Here is a 26,301-nt window from a genome sequence, read left to right as displayed (position 1 = left end):
GACGAAGGATTTTCAAGGGATGGCCACCGTCGACAAGATGCCGATGCTGCAGGAGGGCCATGATGCGCTCACCGCGCACCTGAAACAGCTCAAGGCCGAGCGCCCCCTGATCGTCGATGCCATCGAGGAAGCGCGCGCGCACGGCGACCTTTCGGAGAATGCCGAATATCACGCCGCCAAGGAGCGGCAGGGCCAGATCGAGGCATCGATCTCCGACATCGAAGACAAGCTGAGCCGCGCGCAGGTGATCGACCCGCGCGATCTCTCCGGCGACAAGGTGGTGTTCGGCGCCACGGTTACGCTGCTCGACGAGGACGACAAGCCGGTGACGTATCAGATCGTCGGCCAGACCGAGGCGGATGCCAAGGGCGGGCGGATCTCGTACAATTCGCCGCTCGGCCGCGCACTGATCGGCCGCAAGGTCGATGATGAGGTCGAGGTGACGGTACCCTCGGGCGACCGGTATTACGTGGTCTCGAAGATCGAGTTTATCTAAGCGGCGGCGACGGGATCAGCGAAGCTGATCCCAAGCTTAAGCCGCGCCCGGCCGGCGGCGCTCCAGCGCCGACCGACGACGCGGGATTTATTCCCGCGTCGCGCTGTTTCGCGCGCGCGTTCATCAAAACACGACATGGTCGCCCCGGCGCAGGCCGGGCCGTTGTGTTTGGGGCACCCGGCCAGCCAAGTTACACAGCGGCCCCGGCCTGCGCCGGGGCGACGAACGCCCGTCTGCGCCTCAGACGGCGGGCGGCGCCGTCAAATCCGGCTCGAGAAGCCGGTGCATGTGGACGATGACATACTTCATCTCGGCATCGTCGACGGTGCGCTGCGCGGCGGCGCGCCACGCTTTTTCGGCGCTGGCATAATTGGGGAAGATGCCGACGATATCGAGCGATGCCGTATCGTTGAAGTCGAGCGTCTGCGGATCGCTGACGCGGCCGCCGAAGACGAGGTGGAGTTTGCTCATGACCGGTCTTTCCGTGGGGGTGGGAACGGCATCCTCTTAGGAGGACGGCGCGTGGAATCCAACCTGCCGCACCGCACCCAAGCCATAATCGTGGCCAGCGGCCGAGCGTGTCAGGCGGTGGCGAACCGCCCGTCGGATGCGTCGGCGGACGTGTCGGGCAGGTCCGCCGCGACCAGCCCGGCACGCTTGGCGACGATCAGCGGGATCAGTACCTGGCCCGCGACATTGACAGCGGTGCGGCCCATGTCGAGGATCGGGTCGATCGCGAGCAGCAGCCCCGCGCCTTCGAGCGGCAGGCCGAGCGTTGACAGCGTCAGCGTGAGCATCACCAGCGCGCCGGTCAGCCCCGCCGTCGCCGCTGAGCCGAGCACCGAGACGAGCGCGATCAGCACGTAATCGACCGGCCCGAGCGTCAGCCCGAAATATTGCGCGACGAAGATCGCGGCGATCGCGGGATAGATCGCCGCGCAGCCATCCATCTTGGTGGTCGCCGCGAACGGCACCGCGAAGGCGGCGTAGCTGCGCGGCACGCCGAGCCGCTCGGCGGCCTGTTCGGTGACCGGCAGCGTGGCGATCGACGAGCGCGAGACGAAGCCGAGCTGGATCGCCGGCCACGCGCCCGCGAAGAAACGCGCCGGCGAGATGCCATTGACGAGCATCAGCAGCGGATAGACGACGAGCAGCACCAGCGCGAGGCCGAGATAGACCGAACCGGCGAACGCGCCGAGCGCCGAAAGCGACGTCCAGCCGTAGTGGACGATCGCATTGCTGAGCAGCGCGGCGGTGCCGATCGGGGTCAGCCGCACCACCCAGCGCAGCAGGCGGCCGAAGATCGTCAAGGCCGATGCGTTGAACGCGAGGAACGGCGCGCCGGCTTCGCCCACGCGCACCGCCGCCGCGCCGACCGCGACCGCGACGACGATCAGTTGCAGCACGTTGAACGATAGCGCCGTCTTGACCGCTTCACCTTTGATCGTGGTCGCGGCGCTCAAACCCAGCACGTTGGCGGGGATCAGCCCGCGCAGGAAATCAAGCCAGCTTCCGGTCGTGTCGGGCCGCACCGCCGCGGCGCGTTCGACCCCGGCGTGAAGCCCCGGCTGGATCGTCACCCCGAGCGTGATGCCGATCGTGACCGCGATCGCGGCGGTGATAGCGAACCAGACCAGTGTCGATGTCACCAGCCGCGCGGCATTGTCGAGCGAGCGCAGCGCGGCGATCGATGCGACGATCGCGGTGAACACCAGCGGCGCGACCAGCGCCTTGAGCAATTGCACGAAGCTTTCGCCGATGATGCGCAGCGCCTCCGCCAGCGGCCCGGGCGCGTCGGGCGTCGCATAGCCGCGCGCGACCACGCCGAGTGCGATGCCTACGGCCATGCCGAGCGCGACCTGTGCGCCGAAGGGGAAGGAGAGGCGGCGGGCCTCGGTCATGATATCGTCCTTACATTGATGGCGAGCGCCGTGCCGATCCGGTCGAAGAACGCGCGGCTCGCGCGGCTGGTGCCGATGTCCCATTCGGGGTGCCATTGCACCGCGAGCACGTCGGCGCCGCAGGGGCGGGCGGAAAAGGCTTCGATCAGCCCGTCCTCGGCGGCGGTGGCCTCGACGGTGAGGCCGTGGCCGAGCCGGTCGATGCCCTGGTGATGCACCGAATTGACCGTTTCGGCGGCGAGCCCCGCCTGATCGCGCAACATCCCGCCGGGGGCGAGCGTGAGATCGTGGCGATGGTCGAAATGGCGTTCGTACTGCGTGCCGTCGGCGAGGCCGCAATGATGCACGTCGTCGAGCGCATCAGTGAGGGTGCCCCCGAACAGCACGTTCAGTTCCTGCAAACCCCGGCAGATGCCGAACACCGGGCGTGCGCCCTCGATCATGTGCGCGGCGAGGCGGAGCGCGACCTCGTCGCGCTGCTCGTCGACCGGCCCATTATCCTCGCGGACGGCGCCGTAGCGCGTGGCGGCGACGTTCGAACGCGACCCGGTCAGCAAGAGCCGGTCGACCAGCGCGAGCGCGTCGCACGCGTCCGACACCGCCGGAATCAGCACCACCGCCGCGCCCGCGTAATCGGCGAGCGGCTGGACGAAGCGCGTCGCCACCGCCTGCACCGGGCGCTGCGAGAATTCGTTGCAGCAGAGCACGCCGATCACCGGGCGCCGCGCGCAACCCGATTGGCGCGGCCAGGGATTGGACCAAGCGCTCAAGGATTGCGCCCGGAGAGTGCCGCGCGGAGCGCATCGGCGGTGTCGCGATCGGCCACGCGCGCGGCGGGCTGGGTCACCACGCTGCCGGGCGGCACGTCCTCGAGCAGCCAGACGTTGCCGCCGATCGTCGCGCCGCGCCCGATCGTCACGCGGCCGAGGATCGTGGTGCCGGCGTAGATCGTCACGTCATCCTCGAGCACGGGGTGGCGCGCATAGCGTTCGCGCGGCGTGACATGCGTCAGCCCGAGCGGGCTGCGCGCGCCGAGCGTGACATGCTGGTAGAGCTTGGCGCGCGCGCCGATGATCGCGGTTTCGCCGATCACGACGCCGGTGCCGTGATCGATGAAGAAGCTCGGCCCGATCGTCGCGCCGGGATGGATGTCGATGCCGGTGCGGCTGTTGGCGATCTCCGAGATGATCCGCGCGACGATCGGTGCGCCGAGCGCGTGGAGTTCGTGGGCGATGCGGTGGTAGCGCACCGCGATCGCGCCGGGATAGCAAATCAGGATCTCATCGACGCTGCGCGCGGCGGGATCGCCGAGGAACGCCGCCTCGACATCGGCATCGACCAGCCGGCGGATGTCCCCCAGGGTGGCGGCGAACAGGCGGGTGATGAGCTCGGGCTGTTCGGGATCGAACGGCGTCGCGGTCTCGTCCTGCCAATAGGCGAGTTCCTTGGCGATCTCGCCGCGCAACATATCGAGGGCGAGCGCGAGCCGATCGGCGACGAACGCGTCCTCCTGCGAGTCCGGCCCGGCGAAATCGCCGATCCGGCGCGGGTAGAGCGCGCCCGAGAGATGCTCGATCGCGCCGGCGAGCCGCGCCGACGACGGGAACAGCGGCACCGGCGTGCGCCCGCCGCGCAGATCGGTACGATAGTCGATCCGCGCCGCGCGCAGCGCCGCGACCGCATCGTCGAGCGCCGCCGGCTCCGGCCATGATGTCGCTTCGATACCCACTGACGTCCGCGCCTCTTCGATCTTCGTCGCGGCGAATGTCCACGTGCGTGCTGGGATTTTCAACACGGCGGTTGGTTGGGCGGGCGAAAGTTTTGCTTCTGCCCAGGTTTGTCCCGGGCTCACCGCCGTTCGTCCCGAGCGAAGTCGAGGGACGGTGGCTCGCAGTGCCTCGACTGCGCTCGGCACGAACGGTTGGTGTGGGCTCTTGCTGTTACCCAGCCGCACTTCGCCCCCGTTCGTCCCGAGCGCAGTCTAGGGGCGGACCGAGGCGCCGGCGCCTCGACTTCGCTCGGCACGAACGGGAGGCGGTGCGCCGGACTACAGCCCTTCGCCGCCGACCCACTGTGCGTTGGCGAGGCGGCGGGCGACCGACCAGCTTTGGACGCGGATGTCGGGGACGGCGACGATCTCCCAGAAGGCGCCGCGTGTCATCGGGCCGAGCGCGTACAGCCAGGCGTTGCTGGTGCCGTCGGCGGCGATGGTGCGGCTTTGCGCGTCGACGTCGATGCCGATGCGTAGTGCGTCGGGGCGCAGCGTGCCGCGCGCGACGAGATTGCGGAGCAGCGGCTCCTCGGCGCGCAGCAGGTCGCCCTGCGGGCCGGTGCAGTTTATCATCCGCGCCACGCGCACCGTCTCGGGCGCGGCGCTCGCGCGCGGGCGCCAGGTGACGGTGAGGCCATCATCGTCGGCGGCGGTCGCGACGATCTTGCCCGCGACGACGCTGAGCGTGCCGCTTTCGCGCAGATCGGCCAGCGCCTCGGCGACCGCGGGGGCGAGCCGGTGGCGGTGAACGTCCCACCACGGCCGCAGGTGGCGGAGGAAGCGCGCGCGTTCGTGGTCGCTCGCCGCGCGCCACATATCCTGGGTGAAGCGGCGCAACTCGTCGATCGCGGCGCGCCAGCCGATCGCGCGGGCGCGTGCCCGCACGCGGCGCAGCAGCGCGGACCCGGTCTCGCGCGGGCGCTCGTCGAGCGGATCGGGCGGGGGCGCGGCGGCGGCGTGCGGATGCGGCAGCAACCCGCGCCGCGACATGGCGACGATGCGCCCGCCGAACCCCCGCGCGCGCAGCGCGAGCACGACATCGACCATCGTCAGCCCGGTGCCGAGCGCGAGCACGGTGTCATCCTCGCCCAGCCCGTCGAGCGCGCCCGGCGCCCAGGGATCGGGCGCATACACACGTTCGGGCAGGCCGGCGGTGCCCGGCTGGGTATGTGGCGGGAGATTGCCGATCGCGAGCATCGCGGTATCCACGTCGATCCGGCGGCCATCGTCGAGGACGACGTGCGTGGTGCCGCCGTCGCGGATCACATCGACCGCGTCGCCGCGGATGATCTCCAGCCGGCCTTCGGCGGCGTGGCGCGCGGCATCGAGCAGTTCGCGCAGATAGTCGCCGTAGCGGAGCCGGGGGACGAACGGGTTGGGATCGCCGCCCGGCGCCTGCGCCGCGACCCAGCGGTGGAATTGGCCCGGGTCGTCGGGAAAGGCGCTCATGTTGGCGGCGCGCACGTTGAGCAGATGCGCCGGGTGTGCCGCGCCATAGGCGAGCCCCTCGCCGGCGAGCGGCTGTCGCTCGATCAGCACCAGCCGCGACTCGCAATGGCGGAGCAGGTTGATGGCGGCGAGCGTGCCCGAGAAACCGCCGCCGATGATCGCGATGCTCTTCGCCATGCCCACCTTATGCCAAACCGAATCGTCGTTCCGACCTCTATCGCAGATCGGCGACGGGCGGGCGATCCGTGTTATCTCCACGGATTTGATGGGATTTATGGGCGTGCGGGGCGGCCGACCCGAATTCGGGTTGAGCGAGGCTCATAAGGGCCAAGGATTACTTGTTTGATGGCGCCGCCGGGGTGCCGATAGCGTCGCCCGCATCCCCTGTCACGAGAGGTGCCGTCATTTCCTTCCAGCCAGATTCCGCCGCGCCGCGCGGCATCGCGATCGATCGCCGCACGCTGCTGCGCGGGGCGATTCTGACGGCGGGCGCGCTGGTCGTCACCGGCTGCCATGCCGGCACCGCGAACGCCGAGCCGACGCTGCGGCTGGCGGTGATCGGGCGCGGCGAAGGCGATGCGCGGCTGCTGTTCAAATCCGCCGGGATCCGCCCCGAGGGCTTCCGGCTCGAGTATAGCGAGTTTCAGTCGGGCCAGCAGGTGGTGGAGGCGTTCAACGGCGGCTCGCTCGATTTCGGCGGGATGAGCGAGATTCCGCCGGTCTTCGCCGCCGCGTCCAACATCCACAGCTTCCGCCAGATCGCGGTCCAGCATGGCGACGTCAACAATCAGGTGGTGCTGGTGCCCAAGGGGGCTCGCATCCGCTCGCTCGCCGATCTCAAGGGCAAGCGCGTCGCCTATGTGCGGGCGACGACGAGCCAATATTTCCTCATCAAGATGCTCGAGTCGGTAGGCCTGAGCTGGGCCGACATCACCCCGGTCGCGGTCGGCGTGTCGGACGGGGCGGCGGCGTTCTCGCGCGGATCGGTCGATGCTTGGGCGATCTACGGCTTCCCGATCCAGCGCGCGATCGCGACCGAGGGCGCGCGCATCCTCAAGACCGCGCTCGGCTTCCTCTCGGGCAATTACATCGTCTCGGCGCATGTCGATGCGCTCGCCGATCCGGCCAGGGTCAAGATCATCGGCGAATATCTGACGCTGCTGCGCCGCGCGTACGCATGGGCCGCCACGCATCAGGACCAATGGGCCGGCATCATCGCCGAGGATATCGGCGTGCCAGTGGCCTATGTGCGCGACCAGTTCGCGCGCCGGAGCGCGGTTTACGAATTGCGCCCGGTCACCGAGGCGGCGATCGCCTCGCAGGAGGAGGTCGCGCGCGTCTTCGCCAAGGCGGGGCAGGTGCAGGGCAAGGTCGATGTCCGCGCGCTGTGGGACGACCGCTTCAATCCCATCATCGAAAAGGCATTGTAGAATGGCCAGCGTCCTCGCCGCCGAGCCCGCGACGATCCCGTCGCCAGAGCGGCTCGACCACATCACCGCCACGCTCGCCGAGACCGCCGGCGCGGTCGACCGCGCGGCGGTGTTCCCGCGCGAGAATTTTGATTTTCTCGCGCGTGAAGGGCTGATCGGGCTGACCGTGCCGCGCGCGCTCGGCGGCGGCGGGGCGGGGCTGGCGGAGGCGCTGACGGTGCTCGGCGCGGTCGCGAAGGGCGAGCCTTCGACCGCGCTGATCCTGTTCATGACCTATGGCTATCACGCCGCCCCCGCGAAGACGCGCGCGTGGCCGGCGGGTCTCTACGAACGGCTGGCGCGCGAGGCGGTCGCCGGGCGCGGGCTGATCGGCGGCTTGCGCGTCGAACCCGAACTGGGCACGCCGGTGCGGGGCGGGCTGCCCAAGACGATCGCGCGCCGCACCGCTGATGGCTGGACGATCACCGGCGAGAAGATCTATTCGACCGGCTCGACCGGGCTGGACTGGTTCGCGGTCTGGGCGAGGACCGACGAGGAGAGCCCGCGCGTCGGCAACTTTCTCGTTCGCTCGGATTCGCCCAATATCACGATCGTGCCGGTGTGGGATCATCTCGGCATGCGCGCGACGGTGAGCCATGAGGTGCGCTTCGCCGATACGCCCGTGCCGCTCGCGCATGCGGTCGATCCGCGGCGGCCGGAGGACTGGGCGCCGATCCCCGGCGACATCACGCAGGCGGCGTGGAACGCGCTGTCGATCTCGACGATCTACGACGGCGTCGCGCGCGCGGCGCGGGACTGGCTGGTGCGCTATCTGAACGACCGCGTGCCGAGCAACCTCGGCGCGAGCCTCGCGACGCTGCCGCGTTTCCAGGAGAAGGTCGGCGAGATCGAAGGGCTGTTGCAGATCAACCGCACGCTGATCGAGACCGCCGCCGCCAGCGTCGACGCGGGCGCGGCGATCACCGCTAACGCGCTCAACATCGTCAAATGGGCGGCGACCGGCAACGCGATCCGCGCGGTCGAGATCGGGCTCGAGCTGACCGGCAATCCGGGGCTGACCCGCAACAATCCGCTCGAACGCCATTATCGCGACGTGCTGTGCAGCCGCATCCACTCGCCGCAGAACGACACGATCCTGACCGCGGCGGGCCGCGCGGCGCTGGCGCTATGACCGCGCCGCTCGTCATCGCCAGCCAGATGGAGGCCGATTTCAACGCCGGCCTCGCCGCGCATCCGCTCGCCCCGCGCGTCATCGCCGTGCCCGAGGATGAGCCGTGGGAGGCGGCGCGCGAGGCCGATATCCTGCTGGTGCGGCCCTCGCCGGCGTGGCGCGGCCACCAGCACCGCGCGCGCCCGGCGGCGTGGCCGGGGCGGCTGCGCTGGGTGTATAGCGCGTCGGCGGGGATCGATTTCTATCCGCCCTGGTTGCTCGACGCGCCGCTCGTCACCTGCGGGCGCGGTGTCGCCTCGGACGAGATCGCCGATTATGTGATCGCCGCGATCTATGCGCACGCCAAGAACCTCGACGCGGTGACGGTTCATGCGCGCGCCGACTGGCGGCCGGCGATGCTCGGGCGGGTCGGCGGCAGCACGATCGGGATCGTCGGGCTCGGCGCGATCGGCGGCGCGGTGGCGCGGCGTGCGATCGCGCTCGGCGCGCGCGTGGTGGCGGTGCGGCGCGGTAGCGGGCCGGCTGAGGTTGCTGGCGTGGCCTTGCTCGACAGCGTGGAAAGCGTCGTCGCCGAGTCCGATCATATCGTCATCGCGGTGCCGGCGACGCTAGCGACGCGCGGGCTGTTCGACGCGCGGATGTTCGCGCGCGCGAAGCCGGGCGCGCACCTCATCAACGTCGCGCGCGGATCGGTGATCGATCAGGAGGCGCTGGTCGCCGCGCTCGATTCGGGGCGGCTCGATTTCGCGACGCTGGACGTGACCGAACCCGAGCCGCTGCCCGATGGCCATGCGCTCTACACGCATCCGCGCGTGCGGCTGACGCCGCATGTGTCGTCCAACTATCTGCTGGTCCGCCACCGGCTGAGCGAGAAGGTCGCCGACGATCTCGACCGCTTCGCGCGCGGGGAGGCGCCAAGCGATATCGTCGATCCGGTACGGGGATATTGAGGCCGACCGGCGTGTTGAAATCGCCGTTCGTGCTGCGCCAAGCTCAGCACGAACGGTGGATTAGGCAGCCGCCGCTATGCCCGCCTCCGGTAACGCCGCCAGGATCGCCTCGGGTTCGGGCCGATCCATCCAGTCCGGGCTGACCGCGATGAAGCGCACCTGCGCGGCGCGATCGAGGATCAGGACGGTCGGTTGCGGGAGCACCCAGGTGCCGGTGCCGGTGATCGCGCCGATCCAGCTCTGGCCGGGGGCGATCGCCGGTGTGTCTTCGGGCGCGAAGGTGATGCCGAGCCAGTCGCCGAGCGTGTTGTTCGGATCGGAGGCGAGCGTGAGGCTCAACCCGTGCCGCGCGCGCAGCGCCGGATCGACCGGCGCCTGCGGGCTGACCGCGACCAGCGGGATACCGGCGCGCGACAGCACGGGCGAGAGGCTGCGGTCGTAGCGGGGCAGCGCGACGTTGCAGGCCGGGCAGCCGCCGAACCGATAGAAGATCAGCACCGCCGGCCCGTGCGCGATCAGATCGTCGCGGCGGATCGCGGTGCCGTCCTCGGCGGTCAGCGTGAAATCGTCGACCAGTTCGCCGACCTGCGCGTGATGGCGCGGATCATAGTCCCGGACCAGCGCCGCCCGCGTCGCGGCGTTCGCACGGAGTTGCTCGGGTGCCCAGTCGCGCTCACGCTCGGCCTGCAATGCGGCATAGGCCGCCTTCAAGGTTTCGCTCATCGGTCGTGCCTCCTCATTGCCCGAAGCCTAGCGAGCCCAGCGCGCGCGCGGCCAACGAGAAGCCGCGCGCGACCGATGAGGATTCCCAATATTTTCCGTTCCTGCGGTTATCCCAGCGCCAGCACGGTCTCGCGCGCGAGATCGGCGAGGCGCTGGGTGGCGCCGTCGAGCGTTTCGGCGGTCTGGAGGATACAGGCGACGCGCGGCAGATCGGGGAGGGGGAGCGGCGCGACCGGCGCGACGTCGCGCAGGAACAGATGCGTGCGGCAGGTGAGGCCAAGCCCCGCCGACACCGCCGAGCGCAGCGTGGTGAGGTTGGGGGTCTCGACGGTGATCCGATACGGGCGGCCAGCCTCTTCCAGCGCGCGGATCGCGGCTTCGCGGAAGCGGCACGGCGGCTCCAGCACCGCGAGCGGGATGACGTTGCGCCGCGCCAGATCGGCGTCGCCGTACCAGCTCATCGGCGCGGTGGTGATCGCGGTCGGATCGCCGCCCGCCGCGAAGCCGAGCACGATATCGAGCTGGCGGCGTTCGAGCAGCCCCTGCAGTTCGGCGGTGCCGGCCACGCGCGCGTAGATCTGCGCGTCGGGGTGCAGTTCGGAGAAGCGCGCGAGCAGCCCGGTGAGCAGACTTTCGGCGAAATCCTGCACCATCCCGACCCGCGCCGGACCGGCGAACCGACCGGTGTTGATCGCCGCGATCGCCTCGTCGTGCAGATCGAGCACGCGCCGCGCATAATCGAGCATCATGTCGCCCGCCGGGGTGAGCGTCAGCCGCCGCCCCTCGCGCACGAACAGCGCCTGTTGCAGCAACTCCTCGAGCCGCTTGATCTGGAGGCTGAGCGCCGATTGCGTGACGAACACCTGTTCCGAGGCGTTGAGCATCGAGCCCGAATCCACGATCGCCACGAAGCTGCGCAGCAAGGTCGTCGGCAGGTTGACGGGCATGGGTGTCCTTCATCGGTGATCGGCGGCTCGCCGCGCCGAGTATCCATCAGGAACGAACCCCTACCAATGTACTATGCATTGAGCGGTGCAAACTTATTCTTTGCCCGGCGCCAGAGTGCTGTGAAGCGATATAAGTGATTGTAAAAACCAGGTTCGTAGGATGTATGAGCGATGCTTATACGTACCCTCGGTAAACTCGATTGAACCACTAGGCATTCTGCTGTTGCCTCGGGCCTCCAGACCTTTGGGACGGCCAGACATGACCGCTTATGCCCTGAGTGCCCCGCGCCGGCACGCTTTATCGTTCAGATTTCCGGCCCGGCTGCTCGGGCGCTGGCTCTCGCCGCTCGTGCTGCTGCTGCTGTGGGAACTCGGCTCGCGCACTGGGCTGATCCCCGAACGCACGCTCGCCGCGCCGTCCGCCGTGCTCGGTGCGCTGTTCGCGATGATCGCCTCGGGCGAGTTGCCGAGCAACCTGCTGGTGTCGTTCGGGCGCGCGGCGATCGGGCTGTCGATCGGGATCGGCGTCGGGGTCGTGCTCGCGCTGGTCGCCGGGCTGTCGCGATCGGGGGAGATCACGGTCGATCCGCTCATGCAGATCAAGCGCACCATCCCGGTGGTAGCGCTGTCGCCGCTGTTCATCGTGTGGTTCGGCATTGGCGAGACCACCAAGATCGCGCTGATCGCCTTCGCCACGGTGTTCCCGGTCTATCTCAACCTGTACAGCGGCATCCGCGCGGTCGATCCGCGGCTGATCGACGCGGCGCGCAGCTTCGGCCTCAGCCGGATCGAATTGATCCAGCACGTCATCTTGCCCGCGGCTTTGCCTTCGCTGCTGGTGGGGCTGCGCTTCTCGCTGTCGGTGGCGATCATCGTGCTGGTCATCGCCGAGCAGATCAACGCCTCGGCCGGGCTTGGCTATCTCATCAACAACGCGCGCGATTTCATGCGCACCGACATCATCGTCGTCTGCCTGATGGTCTACGCGCTGCTCGGCCTGGGCGCCGACTGGATCGTGCGCGCCGTCGAAACCCGCGCCCTGGCATGGCGCCCCAGCATCGTGGAGCAAAACTGATGGACGTCGCCCGAGGCTTCCTGCTCGCCAAGACGGCGGATGCGCCGGCCCCCGCCGTGCGGCTGCGCAACTTCACCCGGCGCTTCGGCGCCAACACGATCATCGATTGTCTCGACCTGGAGATCGCACCGGGCGAGTTCATCGCGCTCCTCGGCCGGTCGGGGTCGGGCAAGACCACGCTGTTGCGCACGCTCGCCGGCATGGACGAGGTGCGCGGACAGGACGTGTCGGTGCCCTCGGCGCGGGCGGTGGTGTTCCAGGACGCGCGGCTGCTGCCGTGGAAGACCGTGTGGCGCAACGTCGCGCTGGGGCTGAAGGGCGGCACGATCCGCGAACGCGCCGAACGCGCGCTGCACGAGGTCGGGCTCGGCCACCGGCTCGACGCCTGGCCGCTGACGCTGTCGGGTGGCGAGGCGCAGCGCGTCGCGCTGGCGCGCGCGCTGGTCCGCGAGCCGCAGTTGCTGTTGCTCGACGAGCCGTTCGCCGCGCTCGATGCGCTCACCCGCATCCGCATGCACGATCTGGTGCTGTCGCTGTGGCGCGCGCACCGCCCGGCGGTGCTGCTGGTGACGCATGACGTCGATGAGGCGATCGCGCTCGCCGATCGCGTGCTGGTGCTCGACGGCGGCCGCATCGTCGCCGAGGAACGGATCACCGCCGAGCGCGGCGACCGGACCGGACTCGCGCGGAGCCTGCGGGACACGTTGCTCGGGCATCTCGGCGTCGAGCGCGGGCCGGTGGCGGAGGAGGGCGTCGTCCATCTCGCCCGCGTGCGCGCGTGAACGCGATCAGCCCGATCACGGCGGCGTCCGATACCGCGCCGCTACGCGATTTCGTGACCCGGCTCGCCGAGCTGATCGACATCAGCCGCCACCAGCATGAGGTGCTCGCGACCGGATCGGCGCTGCTCGCGCGGCTGATCGCGCGCGACGACTGGCTGCCCGCTGCGTTCGCGGTGCCGAGCCCCGAGCGCTACCAGCAATATCTGCTCCACTGCGACAGCCGCGAACGCTTCAGCGTGGTCAGCTTCGTCTGGGGGCCGGGGCAGGCAACGCCGGTCCACGACCACCGCGTCTGGGGGCTGGTCGGCGTGCTGCGCGGCGCCGAGCGGGTGCAACGCTATGTTCGCCTTGAGGACGGCGCGGTCGTGCCGGCGGGTGACGCGGTTCTGCTCGAGGCCGGCAAGGTCGAGGCGGTCGGCCCCGACATCGGCGATATCCACCGCGTCGCCAACGGCCGCGACGACGGCCCCTCGGTCAGCATCCACGTCTATGGCGGCAACATCGGCGTGGTCGAACGCGCCACCTATGCCACCGACGGCACCCCCAAACGCTTCATCTCGGGATACGCCAACACCGTACTCCCCAACATCTGGGATCGTTCATGACCAATATCACCCCGCAGGACATCCGCCGCGCGCTGCTCGCCGGCGACGAGATCGCGCTGATCGACGTGCGCGAGGAAGCGGCATTCGCGCTCGGCCATCCACTGTTCGCGGCGCAGATCCCGCTACGGCGGATCGCGGTGGAGGCGCGCTGGCGCATCCCCCGTCTCGATACCTTGGTGGTCGTGTATGATGATGGCGAGGGGCTGGCCGCCGACGCCGTCACCGCGTTCCAGGCGCTCGGCTTCACCGACGTGCGGCGGCTCGAAGGCGGGCTCGCCGGGTGGCGCGAGGCCGGCTACGAACTGTTCGAGGACGTCAACAGCTATTCCAAGGCGTTCGGCGAGCTCGTCGAGCACAACCGCCATACCCCCTCGCTTCCCGCCGAGGAGGTGCAGGCGCTCATCACCGAGAAGGCCGACATCGCGATCCTCGATGCGCGCCGTTACGACGAATATCACACGATGAGCATCCCCGGCGGCCAGAGTTCGCCCGGCGCCGAGCTGGTGCTGCGCGCGCGCGCCGCCGCGCCCGACCCCGACACGACGATCATCGTCAATTGCGCGGGGCGGACGCGTAGCATCATCGGCGCGCAATCTCTCATCAACGCGAAACTGCCCAACAAGGTGTTCGCGCTGCGCAACGGCACGATCGGCTGGACGCTCGCCGGCCAGTCGCTCGAGACCGGCCAGGCGCGGACCGCCCCCGAGCCCGCTGGCGAAAGCGCCGAGGAGGCCCGTGCCACCGCGCGCAGCGTCGCGTACCGCGCCGGCGTCAAGCGGCTGACCTGGGCCGATCTGGAAGTGCTCAAGGCCGACACCACGCGCACGCTCTACCTGTACGACGTGCGCCAGCCCGATGTCTTCGCCAACGGGCATCTGCCGGGTTTCCGCAACGCGCAGGGCGGGCAGCTCGTGCAGGAGACCGACCATTACGCGCCGGTGCGCGGCGCGCGCATCGTGCTCTCCGACGATCTCGGCCCGCGCGCCGACATGACCGCGTCGTGGCTGGCGCAGCTCGGCTGGGACGTGTTCGTGCTCGACGCCGACTTCACCGGTACGCTCGAAACCGGCACCGACGGGGCGCCGGAGCCGCGCGGGCCGGAGGGCCGCTACAAGCGCCCCTATGAGGGCACCGACAACAAGCAGGCGGCGATGCAGGCCTATCTCGACTGGGAATATGGCCTCGTCGCGCAGCTCCAGAACGACGGCACGCACGGCTTCTACGTCATCTGACATTTCTCCAGAGGAGACATTCCATGAGCGTAAAGTTCATCGGTTACATCGGGTTCAACAACGGCTCCGAAACGCAGGAAGCGGTGCGCAGCCGCGTGCTCGACAAGGACTATGTCGAGGCGGCGGCGAAAGCGCAGGAGGCGGGCGGGTTCGATCGCGTGCTGATCCCGTTCGGCTCGAACAGCCCGGAAAGCCAGATCGTCGCCGCGCATGCCGCCGCGATCACCACCACGCTCGGCTTCCTGGTCGCGCACCGGCCGGGTTTCACGCAGCCGACCGTGGCCGCGCGCCAGCTCGCCACGCTCGACCAGCTTTCGGGCGGGCGGGTCGCGGTCCACATCATCACTGGCGGCGCCGATGAGGAGATGGCGCGCGACGGCGATACTGGCACGCACAAGGCCGAGCGCTACACGCGCACCGACGAATATCTGACCGTCCTGCGCAACGAATGGACGGCGGCCAAGCCGTTCGACCATTCGGGCCGCTTCTACGAAGTGCGGCAGGCGTTCAGCGCGATCAAGCCCGACAATCTGCCGGTGTTCTTCGGCGGATCCTCGGACGAGGCGATCGAGGTCGCGGGCCGCCACGCCGACGTTTACGCACTCTGGGGTGAGACGCTCGAGCAGGTCGGTGAGACGGTGCGCCGGGTGCGCGCATCGGCGGCGCGCTATGGCCGCCGTCCCGGCTTCTCGCTATCGCTGCGCCCGGTGATCGCCGATACCGAGGAAGCGGCGTGGAAGAAGGCCGACGCCATCGTCGAACAGGTCCGCGCCAACCGCGAAGCGGCGGGCCTGCCGATCAGCGGCCACCGTCCGCCCAACGCGGGATCGCTGCGGCTGCTCGACACCGCAAGCGCGACCCGCCGCGACACGCGGTTGTGGACGGGAGTCGCGCAACTGACCGGGGCGGCGGGAAACAGCACCGGGCTGGTCGGCACGCCCGAACAGGTCGCGGACGGCATGCTCGAATATTGGGACATCGGCATCGACCATTTCCTGATTCGCGGCTTCGATCCGCTCGGCGACGCGATCGATTATGGGCGCGAGCTGTTGCCGCTGGTGCGCCGCAAGGTCGCCGAGCGCGAGAAGCTCAGCCTGGCGCTTGCGGGCTAAGATGGCTTTCAACACCGGCCCTCTCCATTCGTTCGTGCTGAGCTTGTCGAAGCACGTGCGCCAAACGCGCCGAACCCCGCTTGGCACGCCCTTCGACAAGCTCAGGGCGAACGGTGGTGGGGTGTTCGCGATGTTACTCGCACTGTTCACGCTGGCGGCATGTAGCGGCAGTCCCGACACCGCCGTCCTGCGCGTCGCCAACCAGAAGGGCTCGACGCGCGCGATGATGGAGGCGGCGGGCGTGCTCAAGGATGCGCCGTATCGCATTGAATGGTCCGAATTCCCGGCCGCCCAGCCGCTGATGGAGGCAGTCGGAGGGGGGGCGGCCGACCTTGGGCTGGCCGGCGACGCGCCGTTCATCTTCGCCTATCAGAGCGGCGCGCCGGTGAAGGCGGTGGGGGCGCTGGCGACCGCCGGCAACCCGCGCGACGCGCTCGGCGTGATCGTGCGGAAGGGGTCGCCGATCCGCTCGGTCGGCGATCTGGTCGGCAAGACCGTGACGACCACGCGCGGTTCGATCGGGCATCACATCCTGCTCCAAGCGCTCGAACGCGCGAAGATCCCGGCCGATCACGTCAAGGTGACGTTCCTTGCGCCCGCCGACGCAAAGGCCGCGTTCGACAATGGTACGGTCGACGCCTGGGCGATCTGGCCGCCCTATATCAGCGTCGCGATCAAGGAAGGTGCGCGGACCGTCGTCGATGCGCGCGATTACGAATTGCCGGTCAGCTTCGAGGTTGCGCATGCCGCCGCGATCGCGCCCAAGGCGGCGTTGATGCGTGATTTCCTTCAGCGCGAGGCCAAGGCGCTTGATTGGGCGCGCGCGCATCCCGATGCGTTCGCGCAGGTGCTCGCGCGCGAGACCGGGCTGCCGCTCGACATTGCGCGCGCGAGCTTCGATCGCAACAACCGCATCTCGGTGCCGATCGACGGCGGCATCGTCGAACATGAGCGCGTCATCGCCAAACGGTTCGAGGCTGCCGGTCTCATCACGGCCAAGCGCCCGATCGGCGAGGCGTTCGATACCAATGTCGGCAAGGGGCTGTTCCAGTCGCTCGCCGCCAATTGATCCACAAGGAGGTTCATCATGGCAACGGCTTTCCAGGAAACGCGCACGCGCTGGAGCGAAGCGGAATGGCGCACGCGAGTCGATCTCGCCGCTTTCTACCGGCTCGCGGCGATCAACGGCTGGGATGATCTGATCTTCACCCATATCTCCGCGCGGGTGCCGGGGCCGGAGCATCATTTCCTCATCAACCCTTACGGCCCGGGGTTCGACGAGATCACCGCGTCGAGCCTCGTCAAGATCGACCTCGACGGCAATCTGATCGAGCCGAACGACTATGGCATCAACTATGCGGGCTACGTCATTCACTCCGCGATCCACGGCGCGCGCGAGGATGCCTTGTTCATCGCGCATTTCCACAGCCCCGACGGGATGGCGGTGTCGGCGCATGCCGAGGGGCTGCTGCCGCTCAATCAGCGCGCGCTCGCGATCATCCCGCGGCTGAGCTATCACGATTATGAAGGTGTCGCGCTCAACCTCGACGAGCGCGAGCGGCTGGTCGCCGATCTCGGCGAGACCAAGCTGATGGTGTTGCGCAACCACGGCACGCTCGCGCTCGGCGCGTCACCGGGCGAGGCGTGGACCAACATCCATCAGTTGGAGACCGCCTGCACCGCGCAGGTCCGCACGCTCAGCATCGGCCGCGACCATGTGCTGATCGCGCCGCAAGCCGCGCAGGACGAGGTGCGGCGCCAGATGGCGCGCCCGCGCAACCCGCTCCAGGGCGAACGCTCGACCGCCGAACTGGTCTGGGCGGCGTCGTTGCGCAAGGCAGAGCGGCTGTCGCCGGGCTTCGACGCTTGAAGTCTCCCCGTTCGTGCCGAGTAGAGATCGAGTAGGCGAAGCCGTATCGAGAGCTCGTATCGAAGCACAGGTCACCTATGCCTCGATACGCGACCTCGATACGCCCTGCGGGCTACTCGGCCGCCACTCGGCACGAACGGAGATTGAGCTCAGACCAGCGTCGCGCCGCCCTTGAACAGCCGTAGCACCTTGCCCTGAACGGGCAGCCCGTCGAACGGGGTGTTGCCCGCCTTGGCGACCAGCCGGTCCGACTCGATCTGCCACGGCGCATGTTCGTCGAGCAGCAGCACGTCGGCGGGGGCGCCGGGGGTGAGCATGCCCGTCGGCACGCCGAGCAGCTTGGCAGGATTGAGCGCGAGCAGCGCGAACAGCCGGTCGATCGTCACCAGTTCGTCGCGCACCAGCCCGAGCGCGAGCGCGAGCAAGGTCTCCGCGCCGGCCATACCGGCGTCCGAATCGGCGAAGGGCAGGCGCTTGGCCTCGGGGCCGCGCGGTTCGTGGCCCGAGCACAGCACGTCGATCGTGCCGTCTTGCACCGCCGCCAGCGCCGCCCGGCGGTCGCTCTCGGCGCGCAAGGGGGGCGAGAGGCGCGCGAAGGTGCGGAAATCGCTCATCGCGATGTCGGAGAGGAACAGGTGGGCGGGGGTGATTCCGCAGGTTACGCGCACGCCGCGCCGCTTGGCGGCGCGGACGAGATCGAACCCGGCGGCGGTGGTCACCTGGCGAATGTGGAGCGCCGCGCCGGTATCCTCGGCCAGCATCAGGTCGCGTGCGATCGCGAGGGGCTCGGCGATGGCGGGCGCGGCGGGCAGGCCCATCCGCGTCGCGGTCTCGCCCGCCGTCGCGACCGCCGCGCCGGCGACGCCGGCATCCTCGGCGTGCGCGATCACCGTCAGGCCGAGGTCGCCGGCATAAGCGAGCACCTTGCGCATGACGCCCGAGTCGGCGATCCAGCGCGCGCCGGTGCCGACCGCGCGCGCGCCCGCCTCACGGTTGATCGCCATTTCGGCGAGATCCTTGCCGGCGAGGCCGCGCGTCGCGGCGGCGATCGGGTGAATCCACAGATCGGGCCGGCCGATCAGCGCGGCGCGCTGGACCAGGCCGGGGTTGTCGAGCACCGGCGACTGATCGGGCATCAGCCCGACGCGCACGATCCCACCCGCATGGAACGCCGGCAGATCGATCGCGAACACGCCGAGATCGACGATCGCGGGGGCGAGCAGCTTGCCCTTGCAATCGATCCGCTCGGCGCCCTCGGGCACTTCGAACAGACCGGTCGCGGCGATGCGGTCGCCCGCGACCAGCACACCACCCTTGCTGACGCCCGCGACCGGGCAGACGAGCGTGGCGTTGAGCAGTGCTAAAGTGCGGTTCATGCCCAGCCCTCCACGCCGCGCGCACGCCGCGTCAACACATCAAGGCAGGCCATGCGCACCGCCACCCCCATTTCGACCTGTTCGGTGATAGCTGATTGCCCGGGATGGTCGGCCACCGCCGAATCGATCTCGACGCCACGGTTCATCGGCCCCGGATGCATCACCAGCGCCTCCGGTACGCGTGCCAGCCGCGCGGGGGTGAGGCCGTAGCGCAAATGGAACTCGCTGTTCGACGGGATGAACCCGCCCGACATGCGCTCGTTCTGAAGGCGAAGCATCATCACCACGTCCGCGCCCGCCAGCGCTTCATCGAAATCGGTGAAGGCGGTGACGCCCATCTTCTCGATATCGACCGGCATCAGCGTCGAGGGCGCGCAGACCCGCACGCGCGCGGCGAGCGCGGTCAGCGCGAGGATGTTCGATCGCGCGACGCGGCTGTGCAGGATGTCGCCGCAAATCACCACGGTCTGCCCGGCGATATGCCCGCGCCGCCGCCGGATCGTCAGCGCGTCGAGCAGCGCCTGAGTCGGATGCTCGTGCTGCCCGTCACCGGCGTTGAGCACCGGGCAATCAACCTTGCCCGCGATCAGCCGCACCGCGCCCGAGGACATATGGCGGATGACGATCACATCGGCGCGCATCGCGTTGAGCGTCATCGCGGTGTCGATCAGCGTCTCGCCCTTCTTCACGCTCGACTGCGCGGCATGCATGTTGACCACGTCGGCACCGAGCCGCTTGCCGGCGATCTCGAAGCTCAGCAACGTGCGCGTGCTGTTCTCGAAAAAGGCGTTGATCTGGGTGAGACCTTCCAGCCGCTTGTCGCTTTTGGTGCGATTGCGGTTGGTTTCGACCCAGTGTTCCGCCTCGTCGAGCAGGAACATGATCTCGTGCGGCTGAAGGCCGTCGATGCCGGTGAGGTGCCGATGCGGGAAGACGGCGCTTCCGGCGATCTGCGAAGCGGGGCGATGATCGGAGGGTGACATTAAAGCTGTCGCCTAGCCGGGGCGGGGCAGGGGCGCAAGCGGTGTGCGTCAAGCGTCGAGATGCGCGAGATGGCGGAGCTTGTCGGGGTTGCGCATCACGTAGATCGCCTTGACGCGCCCATGCTCGATCAGCAGCGCGGTGGTCTGCAAGATGCCGTCGGCTTCGCGCGTGACGAAGCCGGGCAGGCCGTTGACCAGGGTGTAACGCAGCAACTCGGCCGAGCGGCCGCGCGCGAGCTTCGCCAGCGCCGCGTGGGTGCGGGTGATCTCGTCGGCGCCATGAAGGACTCGCGCCACCGCCGGGCGTTTGCCGCCGCCGTCCGAATACATCGCCACATCGTCGGCGAGCAGTGCGCCGAGCGCACCGATCTCGCCGCCGCGCGCCGCCGCGAAGAAGGCGCGCGCGATCTCGAGCCCGTGCGCGCGCTCGACCGGGTAGCGCGGCCGTTCGCTGCGGACGTGCGCGCGTGCCCGCGCGGCGAGTTGCCGGCAGGCGGCGGCGTCGCGGCCGAGCGCGCCGGCGATATCCTCGAAGCTTTCGCCGAACACGTCGTGGAGCAGGAAGGCGGCGCGTTCTAGCGGCGACAGCCGTTCGAGCGCGAGCATCAGCGGCAGCGTCACATCGTCCTCGGGCGCATCCTCGACGATCGGCTCGGGCAGCCATTGGCCGACATAGTCTTCGCGCCGTGCCCGCGCCGATTTGAGGTGATCGAGGCACAGCCGCGTCACCGTGCGGCGCAGGAAGGCGGCGGGCACGGCGACGTCGCCGCGATCGGCCGCCGTCCAGCGTAGCCAGGCGTCCTGCACCACATCCTCGGCATCGGCGACCGAGCCGAGCATGCGGTAGGCGACGCGCAGCAGCATCGGCCGCTGCGCGTCGAACGCGGCGGCGCTGGCGCTCACGCTTTCCAGCCGTAGCTCGGATCGAACATGTCGAAGCCGATCGCGATCCGGTTCCAGGCGTTGATGACGGTGATCGCCATTGTCAGCTTCACCTGTTCCTCCTTGCTGAACTGCGCGGCGAGCGCGGCATAGACATGGTCGGGCGCGCGCTCGGTGGCAATCTGCGTCAGATGATCGGTCCAGTCGAGCGCGGCGCGCTCCCGATCCGTGAACACCGGCGCGTCGTGCCATGCCGCGATCAGCGCGATGCGCTGCTCGGTCTCGCCGGCCTGACGCGCTTCATAGGTGTGCATGTTGAGGCAGTTGGCGCAGCCGTTGATCTGCGAGGCGCGGATCTTGACCAGTTCGAGCAACGGCTTTTCGAGGCCGCTTTCGGCGACCTGGACGGAGAAGGCGAACCACGCCTTCATCAACTCGGGGGCGGCGGCGAGATAGTTCACGCGGGTGGTCATCGTCAGGCTCCTTCGGGGTTGTGCTGACCTGACGAGGCAGCGTGCGTGGATGTGACATGGCGCGCGAACTTTTCAGTTCCCCCGCGGAAGCGGGGGTCCAGAACCACGGACAACACCGCCTGCGGCTCTGGACCCCCGCTTTCGCGGGGGAACCGAACAGGGCATATAAAGACATCTTTATATTTGATCCGCAGCCGATCCCGCGCTAGAGCGCGCCCCATCCAACCGCGTAAACCGGAGATTTCTCACGTGGCCACCGTACTCGACCGCAAGAACGACTATGTCGTCGCCGACATCAGCCTCGCCGATTACGGCCGCGCCGAAATCAACATCGCCGAGACCGAAATGCCCGGCCTGATGGCGCTGCGCAGCGAGTTCGGCGCGTCGCAGCCGCTGAAAGGCGCGCGCATCACCGGTTCGCTGCACATGACGATCCAGACCGCCGTGCTGATCGAGACGCTGACCGCGCTGGGCGCCGACGTTCGCTGGGCGACCTGCAACATCTTCTCGACGCAGGACCATGCCGCCGCCGCGATCGCCGCGACCGGCGTGCCGGTGTTCGCGATCAAGGGCGAGAGCCTCGCGGACTATTGGGACTATGTCGGTTCGATCTTCGACTGGGACGTCGATGGCAACGGCCAGACCTGCAACATGATCCTCGACGATGGCGGCGACGCGACGATGTTCGCGCTGTGGGGCGCCAAGCTCGAAGCCGGCCAGACCATGCCCGAGCCGGAGAATGAGGAAGAGGTCGAGATGCAGCGCGCGCTGAAGGCGTTCATCGCCAAGAAGCCCGGCTACCTCACCGAGACCGTCAAGAACATCAAGGGCGTGTCGGAAGAGACCACCACCGGCGTCCACCGCCTCTACGCGATCTCGAAGAAGGGCGAGCTGCCGTTCCCGGCGATCAACGTGAACGACAGCGTCACCAAGTCGAAGTTCGACAACCTCTACGGCTGCAAGGAATCGCTCGTCGACGCGATCCGTCGCGGCACGGACGTGATGCTCGCCGGCAAGGTCGCCACGGTCGCCGGCTTCGGTGACGTCGGCAAGGGTTCGGCGCAGTCGCTGCGCAACGGCGGCGCGCGCGTGCTCGTCACCGAAGTCGACCCGATCTGCGCGCTGCAGGCGGCGATGGAAGGCTTCGAGGTCGTGACGATGGAAGAGGCGGTCACCCGCTCGGACATCTTCGTCACCGCCACCGGCAATGCCGACGTCATCACCGCCGATCACATGAAGGCGATGAAGAACATGGCGATCGTCTGCAACATCGGCCATTTCGATAGCGAGATTCAGATTTCGGCACTGTCGAACTACAAGTGGACCGAGGTGAAGCCGCAGGTCGATCTCGTCGAGTTTCCCGATGGCAAGCAGATCATCGTGCTGTCGAAGGGCCGCCTCGTGAACCTCGGCAACGCGACCGGCCACCCGTCGTTCGTGATGTCGGCGAGCTTCACCAACCAGACGCTCGCGCAGATCGAGCTGTTCACCAAGGCCGAGAACTACAAGAACGACGTGTACGTCCTGCCCAAGCACCTCGACGAGAAAGTCGCGGCGCTGCACCTCGAAAAGCTCGGCGTGAAGATGACCAAGCTCAGCCAGAAGCAGGCCGATTATATCGGCGTGCCGGTCGAGGGGCCGTTCAAGCCGGATCATTACCGGTACTGATCGGAACGCATTGAAGCGTTCTAGGGGCGCCCCCGCTTGCCGGCGGGGGCGCCCTTTTTGTTGCAACATTACAACAGAATGACACAATCTTTTCCGACGGGTTGCATCGCGTTCGTGAATGGATTGTCATGATGATCGGGAGGGGGCTTCCGGGGTTCATTAACAGGGGTTTCCAATGCCGGCGTTCCTTTTCCGTCGTGATCGTCTCGCTTTAAGCGTTTCGGCCATCGCTCTGACGCTTGCGGGGGCCTCCGGCCCAGCGTTCGCGCAAACCTCCTCCGAGCCTGTCCCGGCTGTGGGCACAGATGTGAACCCGCGTGTCGCGGCGCCGGCCGACGAAGCGCCTACCGATATCGTCGTGACCGGATCGCGCATCGCGCGGCCGACGCTCGACTCGCCGATCCCCGTGACAACGCTGACCGCCGCCGATGTGACCCGCACGGGATCGATCGTGCTCGGCGACGTTCTCAACACGATGCCGTCGCTGCGTTCGACCTACAGCCAGTCGAACTCGACGCAGTATATCGGGACGTCGGGCGTCAACTTCCTCGATCTGCGCGGCCTCGGCGTGGTTCGTACGCTCGTGCTCGTCAACGGCCGACGGCATATCACGTCGTCGGCGGGTGACTTCCTCGTGGACGTCAACACCATCCCGACGGACCTGGTGGATCGCATCGACATCGTGACGGGCGGCAGTTCAGCCGTTTACGGCTCGGATGCGATGGCCGGCGTCGTCAACTTCGTGCTCAAGCGGAACTTCGACGGCGCTTCGCTCAACGCCCAGACCGGGATCAGTTCACGCGGCGGACGCGGTACGCAGCGGCTGTCGGGCACGTTCGGCAAGAATTTCGCGGATGGCCGGGGCAACATCGCCGTCAACCTCGAATACAACAATTCGGATATGGTGACATATGCCGACCGCGACGATCTGACCGGCGCTTTCTCGGGTCGCAACCAGTTCCAGTTGGTCGATAATCCGGGTCTGGACAACACCATCCCGGACCGGCGTTTCCTGACCGGCGTGCGCAGCTACGGCTATGACAATGGCGGCAATTTCATCGCCTATAACGGCTCCGGCGTACGCTCGTGCGGCGGCGGCGCGCCTGCCGGCTGCCTTCCGAACGGATATCCGCGCATCTACGGGTTCAATCCCAATGGCTCGCTGTACGAATATAATTACGGCACGGACTTCCGGCCGGCGGGGTCGAACAACAACCAGGGCGGCAGCGGCGCGACGCTCAACGATCGCGGCACGCTCGATCCTTCGCTGAAGCGCTATGTCGCCAATGTGCTTGGGCATTTCGATGTGTCGGAGGGGTTCAAGCCGTTCTTCGAGGCGAAGTTCGTCCGCGTCGAAGCGTTCAGCCAGGGTCAGCCAACCTTCGGGCAGGGCGGCGAGCAGGGCGGTCCGGACGCTGATCCCAGCACCTATCTCGGTTCGGGCGTGCCGATCTTCTTCGACAACGCCTATCTGCAACCCGGTGCCGCCGCGACGATCCGCGCGGCGCTGCCGGCCGGGTCCGAGTTTTTCCGGCTCAATCGCAACAATAACGACCTGGGCACGCGTGATGAATTCGATCGTCGCGACACCTACCGCATCGTCGCCGGCTTCGAGGGGACGTTCAACACCGACTGGAAATACGACGTCTCGGTCAATTACGGCGAGTTCCACAGCAACTCGCGGTTCTACAACAACCGCATCGAATCCCGCTTCCAGAAGGCGGCGGACGCGGTGCGCAACGGCGCGGGGCAGATCGTCTGCCGCGTCAATCAGGTCACGGTCACCGACGCGGCTTGCGTCCCGATCAACCTGTTCGGGAATGGCGCGCCGAGCCAGGCAGCGCTGAACTACATCAACACGACCTCGACCAGTCGTGCGAAGGCGACCGAATTCGATGTCAACGCCAACCTCGTCGGCGACAGTTCGCAACTGTTCGAGCTGCCCGGCGGCCCGGTGCGGTTCGCGATCGGCGGCGAATATCGTCGTGAGACGGCGTTCCAGGCCTATGACGATGTCATCAAGGGCGGCGACACGTTCTTCAACGCCATCGCCGACTTCAACCCGCCGTCGTTCGAGGTGAAGGAGGCTTATGGCGAACTCGAACTGCCGCTGCTCAAGGATCTGCCGTTCGTTCACGAACTGACCATCAACGGCGCGGGCCGGGTCGCGGACTATAAGGGATCGACGGGAACGGTCTTCGCCTACAATGCGGGCGCGATCTATGCGCCGATTCGTGACGTGAAATTCCGGGTGAACTATTCGAAGTCGGTCCGCGCGCCGTCGCTTGGTGATCTCTATTCGTCCAACTCGCAGAACTTCGATCTGCTCAACGATCCCTGCGACGCGAACTTCATCAACAAGGGCAAGGCGACCCGTGCGGCGAACTGCGCGGCGGCAGGCGTGCCGGCGAACTTCGTCAATGACGTGGCACGCGCGGGCAGCACCGAGTATCTGTCGGGAGGCAACCCCAATCTGACGGCGGAAGAGTCGCGGAGCTGGACCGTCGGCGCGATCTTCCAGCCGCGCTACGTGCCGGGCCTGTCGTTGACCGTCGATTGGTATGATGTGAAGATCAGCAACGTCATCAACCCGGTGGACGCGCAGACCATCCTCGACGCATGTTATGATGGCCCGTCGCTCGACAACCAGTTCTGCAAACTCATCAACCCGCGCCAGGCCAATGGCCTATTCGCGCGGCCCGCGTTGCTGCAGAGCGTCGTCAACTTCGCGGCGCTGGACGCACGCGGCATCGACGTGGATCTTGCGTACAACCGCAGTTTCGGCGGTTCGAACAAGGTCGCGCTCCGCTTCGTCGGGACGTATGTCGATACGCGGACCGATTATCCGTACCTCGACAATACCAGCCAGCCGGACCGGGTGAAGGGTGAGCTTGGCGATCCCATCTACAAGTTCACCTTCTCGGCGGACTACAAGCATAGCAACTTCACGCTCGGCTATCAGCTTCGCTATATCGGTCGTCAGTCGATCACGGATTGGGAATCGCAACACGAGACCTACGGGGTTGCGCCGCTCGATCCCTATTATGCCGATGTCGAATATTATCCTTCGGTGTTCTATCACGCGATCCGTGCGACCGTGGATGTCAACAAGACGTTCCGCTTCTACGGTGGCGTCGACAATCTGACCGACAAGAAGCCGCCTTACGGCATTCTCGGCACCAGTCTTGGTCAAAGCGTTTACGACAACATCGGTCGGTTCATGTATATCGGCGCCTCGGTCAAGCTCTGAGGCGAGGCGCTTCGCACGCTGGCCCGTCAAGGAAAGGCCCGGCCGTCGCCGGGCCTTTTTGGTGTGAGACCGGCGATCTCACGTCGGCGCGAATGCCGCGAAGCTCTTCCATTCGCCTCGCGCCGCTATATGGAATGCTGATGCGATGTCCGCGT

General features: G+C 67.8%; 24 protein-coding genes. 13 read left to right on the top strand and 11 right to left on the bottom strand.

The genetic code is table 11. The features are described 5' to 3' along the window. The first annotated feature begins 19 nt into the window (after positions 1 to 19). Entirely contained in the window at positions 20 to 496 is a 477-nt protein-coding gene (greA, locus tag BLS81_RS11940; RefSeq protein WP_093224128.1) for a transcription elongation factor GreA, read from the top strand. A gap of 240 nt (positions 497 to 736) precedes the next feature. Here greA and BLS81_RS11935 read toward each other — a convergent pair whose 3' ends face one another. The 5 genes from BLS81_RS11935 to BLS81_RS11915 all read right to left on the bottom strand — a co-directional run bounded on the left by BLS81_RS11935 (position 737) and on the right by BLS81_RS11915 (position 5,794). Further along, positions 737 to 967 carry a DUF4170 domain-containing protein gene (locus BLS81_RS11935; protein WP_093224127.1) on the bottom strand — a complete coding sequence of 77 codons (231 nt, stop codon included), beginning with the start codon at positions 965 to 967 and terminating at the stop codon, positions 737 to 739. A gap of 110 nt (positions 968 to 1,077) precedes the next feature. Next, entirely contained in the window at positions 1,078 to 2,397 is a 1,320-nt protein-coding gene (locus tag BLS81_RS11930) for a dicarboxylate/amino acid:cation symporter (RefSeq protein WP_093224125.1), read from the bottom strand. Then, the gene (locus BLS81_RS11925; RefSeq protein ID WP_256326210.1) at positions 2,394 to 3,167 is read right to left on the bottom strand and encodes a gamma-glutamyl-gamma-aminobutyrate hydrolase family protein; all 774 of its coding nucleotides are present in this window, start codon (positions 3,165 to 3,167) and stop codon (positions 2,394 to 2,396) included. Before BLS81_RS11925 ends, BLS81_RS11930 begins: the two co-directional genes overlap by 4 nt. After that, entirely contained in the window at positions 3,164 to 4,126 is a 963-nt protein-coding gene (gene epsC / locus BLS81_RS11920) for a serine O-acetyltransferase EpsC (RefSeq protein ID WP_093224279.1), read from the bottom strand. Before epsC ends, BLS81_RS11925 begins: the two co-directional genes overlap by 4 nt. Before the next feature lie 318 nt (positions 4,127 to 4,444). Further along, positions 4,445 to 5,794: an FAD/NAD(P)-binding protein gene (locus BLS81_RS11915; RefSeq protein ID WP_093224124.1), complete on the bottom strand. Its 1,350-nt coding sequence runs from the start codon at positions 5,792 to 5,794 to the stop codon at positions 4,445 to 4,447. Positions 5,795 to 5,976: 182 nt separating this feature from the next. Between BLS81_RS11915 and BLS81_RS11910 the strand changes: the two genes are divergently transcribed. The 3 genes from BLS81_RS11910 to BLS81_RS11900 are packed head-to-tail and all read left to right on the top strand — an operon-like array spanning position 5,977 to position 9,168. Further along, the gene (locus tag BLS81_RS11910; RefSeq protein WP_256326209.1) at positions 5,977 to 7,047 is read left to right on the top strand and encodes an ABC transporter substrate-binding protein; all 1,071 of its coding nucleotides are present in this window, start codon (positions 5,977 to 5,979) and stop codon (positions 7,045 to 7,047) included. Position 7,048: 1 nt separating this feature from the next. Continuing rightward, entirely contained in the window at positions 7,049 to 8,218 is a 1,170-nt protein-coding gene (locus BLS81_RS11905) for an acyl-CoA dehydrogenase family protein (protein ID WP_093224122.1), read from the top strand. Then, positions 8,215 to 9,168 carry an NAD(P)-dependent oxidoreductase gene (locus BLS81_RS11900; protein ID WP_093224121.1) on the top strand — a complete coding sequence of 318 codons (954 nt, stop codon included), beginning with the start codon at positions 8,215 to 8,217 and terminating at the stop codon, positions 9,166 to 9,168. The genes BLS81_RS11905 and BLS81_RS11900 overlap by 4 nt, the downstream gene beginning before the upstream one ends. Before the next feature lie 60 nt (positions 9,169 to 9,228). Here the strand turns inward: BLS81_RS11900 and BLS81_RS11895 are convergent, their stop codons facing one another. Together BLS81_RS11895 and BLS81_RS11890 are read right to left on the bottom strand one after the other, a co-directional pair. Further along, positions 9,229 to 9,891: a peroxiredoxin-like family protein gene (locus tag BLS81_RS11895; RefSeq protein WP_093224119.1), complete on the bottom strand. Its 663-nt coding sequence runs from the start codon at positions 9,889 to 9,891 to the stop codon at positions 9,229 to 9,231. 107 nt (positions 9,892 to 9,998) lie between these two features. Continuing rightward, entirely contained in the window at positions 9,999 to 10,838 is an 840-nt protein-coding gene (locus tag BLS81_RS11890; RefSeq protein WP_093224118.1) for a LysR substrate-binding domain-containing protein, read from the bottom strand. A gap of 259 nt (positions 10,839 to 11,097) precedes the next feature. Between BLS81_RS11890 and BLS81_RS11885 the strand changes: the two genes are divergently transcribed. The 7 genes from BLS81_RS11885 (at position 11,098) to BLS81_RS11855 (ending at position 17,514) form a co-directional block, all read left to right on the top strand. Then, positions 11,098 to 11,913, top strand: a complete 816-nt coding sequence (locus BLS81_RS11885; protein WP_093224116.1) for an ABC transporter permease — start codon at positions 11,098 to 11,100, stop codon at positions 11,911 to 11,913. Then, a complete protein-coding gene (locus BLS81_RS11880; protein WP_093224115.1) occupies positions 11,913 to 12,695 on the top strand; it encodes an ABC transporter ATP-binding protein in 783 nt (260 codons plus the stop codon). Before BLS81_RS11885 ends, BLS81_RS11880 begins: the two co-directional genes overlap by 1 nt. Beyond that, positions 12,692 to 13,300: a cysteine dioxygenase family protein gene (locus BLS81_RS11875; RefSeq protein ID WP_093224113.1), complete on the top strand. Its 609-nt coding sequence runs from the start codon at positions 12,692 to 12,694 to the stop codon at positions 13,298 to 13,300. Before BLS81_RS11880 ends, BLS81_RS11875 begins: the two co-directional genes overlap by 4 nt. Further along, complete coding sequence (locus BLS81_RS11870; RefSeq protein WP_093224111.1) at positions 13,297 to 14,532, top strand: rhodanese-like domain-containing protein; 1,236 nt, start codon at positions 13,297 to 13,299, stop codon at positions 14,530 to 14,532. The genes BLS81_RS11875 and BLS81_RS11870 overlap by 4 nt, the downstream gene beginning before the upstream one ends. Before the next feature lie 23 nt (positions 14,533 to 14,555). Continuing rightward, positions 14,556 to 15,644 carry an LLM class flavin-dependent oxidoreductase gene (locus BLS81_RS11865; RefSeq protein ID WP_093224109.1) on the top strand — a complete coding sequence of 363 codons (1,089 nt, stop codon included), beginning with the start codon at positions 14,556 to 14,558 and terminating at the stop codon, positions 15,642 to 15,644. Positions 15,645 to 15,774: 130 nt separating this feature from the next. Continuing rightward, positions 15,775 to 16,713 carry an ABC transporter substrate-binding protein gene (locus BLS81_RS11860; RefSeq protein WP_093224276.1) on the top strand — a complete coding sequence of 313 codons (939 nt, stop codon included), beginning with the start codon at positions 15,775 to 15,777 and terminating at the stop codon, positions 16,711 to 16,713. 18 nt (positions 16,714 to 16,731) lie between these two features. Next, on the top strand, positions 16,732 to 17,514 hold the full coding sequence (locus BLS81_RS11855) for a class II aldolase/adducin family protein (RefSeq protein WP_093224107.1): 783 nt from the start codon (positions 16,732 to 16,734) through the stop codon (positions 17,512 to 17,514). 149 nt (positions 17,515 to 17,663) lie between these two features. Here BLS81_RS11855 and BLS81_RS11850 read toward each other — a convergent pair whose 3' ends face one another. From BLS81_RS11850 to BLS81_RS21105, 4 genes are read right to left on the bottom strand one after another with little or no spacing between them, the layout of a single operon-like run. Then, on the bottom strand, positions 17,664 to 18,890 hold the full coding sequence (locus tag BLS81_RS11850; RefSeq protein WP_093224105.1) for a dihydroorotase: 1,227 nt from the start codon (positions 18,888 to 18,890) through the stop codon (positions 17,664 to 17,666). After that, a complete protein-coding gene (locus tag BLS81_RS11845; protein ID WP_093224103.1) occupies positions 18,887 to 19,873 on the bottom strand; it encodes an aspartate carbamoyltransferase catalytic subunit in 987 nt (328 codons plus the stop codon). The genes BLS81_RS11850 and BLS81_RS11845 overlap by 4 nt, the downstream gene beginning before the upstream one ends. A gap of 48 nt (positions 19,874 to 19,921) precedes the next feature. Continuing rightward, positions 19,922 to 20,737 (bottom strand): sigma-70 family RNA polymerase sigma factor, encoded by an 816-nt coding sequence (locus BLS81_RS11840; RefSeq protein ID WP_371128281.1) that lies wholly within the window; start codon positions 20,735 to 20,737, stop codon positions 19,922 to 19,924. Positions 20,738 to 20,772: 35 nt separating this feature from the next. Next, positions 20,773 to 21,228 (bottom strand): carboxymuconolactone decarboxylase family protein, encoded by a 456-nt coding sequence (locus BLS81_RS21105; RefSeq protein WP_093224099.1) that lies wholly within the window; start codon positions 21,226 to 21,228, stop codon positions 20,773 to 20,775. Positions 21,229 to 21,477: 249 nt separating this feature from the next. On the opposite strand from BLS81_RS21105, the gene ahcY reads away from it, so the two are divergent. After that, entirely contained in the window at positions 21,478 to 22,896 is a 1,419-nt protein-coding gene (gene ahcY, locus BLS81_RS11830) for an adenosylhomocysteinase (RefSeq protein WP_093224097.1), read from the top strand. Positions 22,897 to 23,203: 307 nt separating this feature from the next. After that, positions 23,204 to 26,146 carry a TonB-dependent receptor domain-containing protein gene (locus tag BLS81_RS11825; RefSeq protein WP_256326207.1) on the top strand — a complete coding sequence of 981 codons (2,943 nt, stop codon included), beginning with the start codon at positions 23,204 to 23,206 and terminating at the stop codon, positions 26,144 to 26,146. Positions 26,147 to 26,301 lie beyond the last annotated feature (155 nt).

It is taken from the genome of Sphingomonas sp. NFR15 (assembly GCF_900103265.1).
Classification (GTDB): domain Bacteria; phylum Pseudomonadota; class Alphaproteobacteria; order Sphingomonadales; family Sphingomonadaceae; genus Sphingomonas; species Sphingomonas pollutisoli.
This window is presented reverse-complemented; position numbering and strand designations above follow the sequence as displayed.

Excerpts from the sequence above, each read along its gene's own strand:
- greA (WP_093224128.1), top strand. The coding sequence starts at position 20 with ATGGCCACCGTCGACAAGATGCCGATGCTGCAGGAGGGCCATGATGCG.
- BLS81_RS11935 (WP_093224127.1), bottom strand. The coding sequence starts at position 967 with ATGAGCAAACTCCACCTCGTCTTCGGCGGCCGCGTCAGCGATCCGCAG.
- BLS81_RS11930 (WP_093224125.1), bottom strand. The coding sequence starts at position 2,397 with ATGACCGAGGCCCGCCGCCTCTCCTTCCCCTTCGGCGCACAGGTCGCG.
- BLS81_RS11915 (WP_093224124.1), bottom strand. The coding sequence starts at position 5,794 with ATGGCGAAGAGCATCGCGATCATCGGCGGCGGTTTCTCGGGCACGCTC.
- BLS81_RS11905 (WP_093224122.1), top strand. The coding sequence starts at position 7,049 with ATGGCCAGCGTCCTCGCCGCCGAGCCCGCGACGATCCCGTCGCCAGAG.
- BLS81_RS11900 (WP_093224121.1), top strand. The coding sequence starts at position 8,215 with ATGACCGCGCCGCTCGTCATCGCCAGCCAGATGGAGGCCGATTTCAAC.
- BLS81_RS11895 (WP_093224119.1), bottom strand. The coding sequence starts at position 9,891 with ATGAGCGAAACCTTGAAGGCGGCCTATGCCGCATTGCAGGCCGAGCGT.
- BLS81_RS11890 (WP_093224118.1), bottom strand. The coding sequence starts at position 10,838 with ATGCCCGTCAACCTGCCGACGACCTTGCTGCGCAGCTTCGTGGCGATC.
- BLS81_RS11885 (WP_093224116.1), top strand. The coding sequence starts at position 11,098 with ATGACCGCTTATGCCCTGAGTGCCCCGCGCCGGCACGCTTTATCGTTC.
- BLS81_RS11880 (WP_093224115.1), top strand. The coding sequence starts at position 11,913 with ATGGACGTCGCCCGAGGCTTCCTGCTCGCCAAGACGGCGGATGCGCCG.
- BLS81_RS11870 (WP_093224111.1), top strand. The coding sequence starts at position 13,297 with ATGACCAATATCACCCCGCAGGACATCCGCCGCGCGCTGCTCGCCGGC.
- BLS81_RS11865 (WP_093224109.1), top strand. The coding sequence starts at position 14,556 with ATGAGCGTAAAGTTCATCGGTTACATCGGGTTCAACAACGGCTCCGAA.
- BLS81_RS11860 (WP_093224276.1), top strand. The coding sequence starts at position 15,775 with ATGTTACTCGCACTGTTCACGCTGGCGGCATGTAGCGGCAGTCCCGAC.
- BLS81_RS11855 (WP_093224107.1), top strand. The coding sequence starts at position 16,732 with ATGGCAACGGCTTTCCAGGAAACGCGCACGCGCTGGAGCGAAGCGGAA.
- BLS81_RS11850 (WP_093224105.1), bottom strand. The coding sequence starts at position 18,890 with ATGAACCGCACTTTAGCACTGCTCAACGCCACGCTCGTCTGCCCGGTC.
- BLS81_RS11845 (WP_093224103.1), bottom strand. The coding sequence starts at position 19,873 with ATGTCACCCTCCGATCATCGCCCCGCTTCGCAGATCGCCGGAAGCGCC.
- BLS81_RS11840 (WP_371128281.1), bottom strand. The coding sequence starts at position 20,737 with ATGCTGCTGCGCGTCGCCTACCGCATGCTCGGCTCGGTCGCCGATGCC.
- BLS81_RS21105 (WP_093224099.1), bottom strand. The coding sequence starts at position 21,228 with ATGACCACCCGCGTGAACTATCTCGCCGCCGCCCCCGAGTTGATGAAG.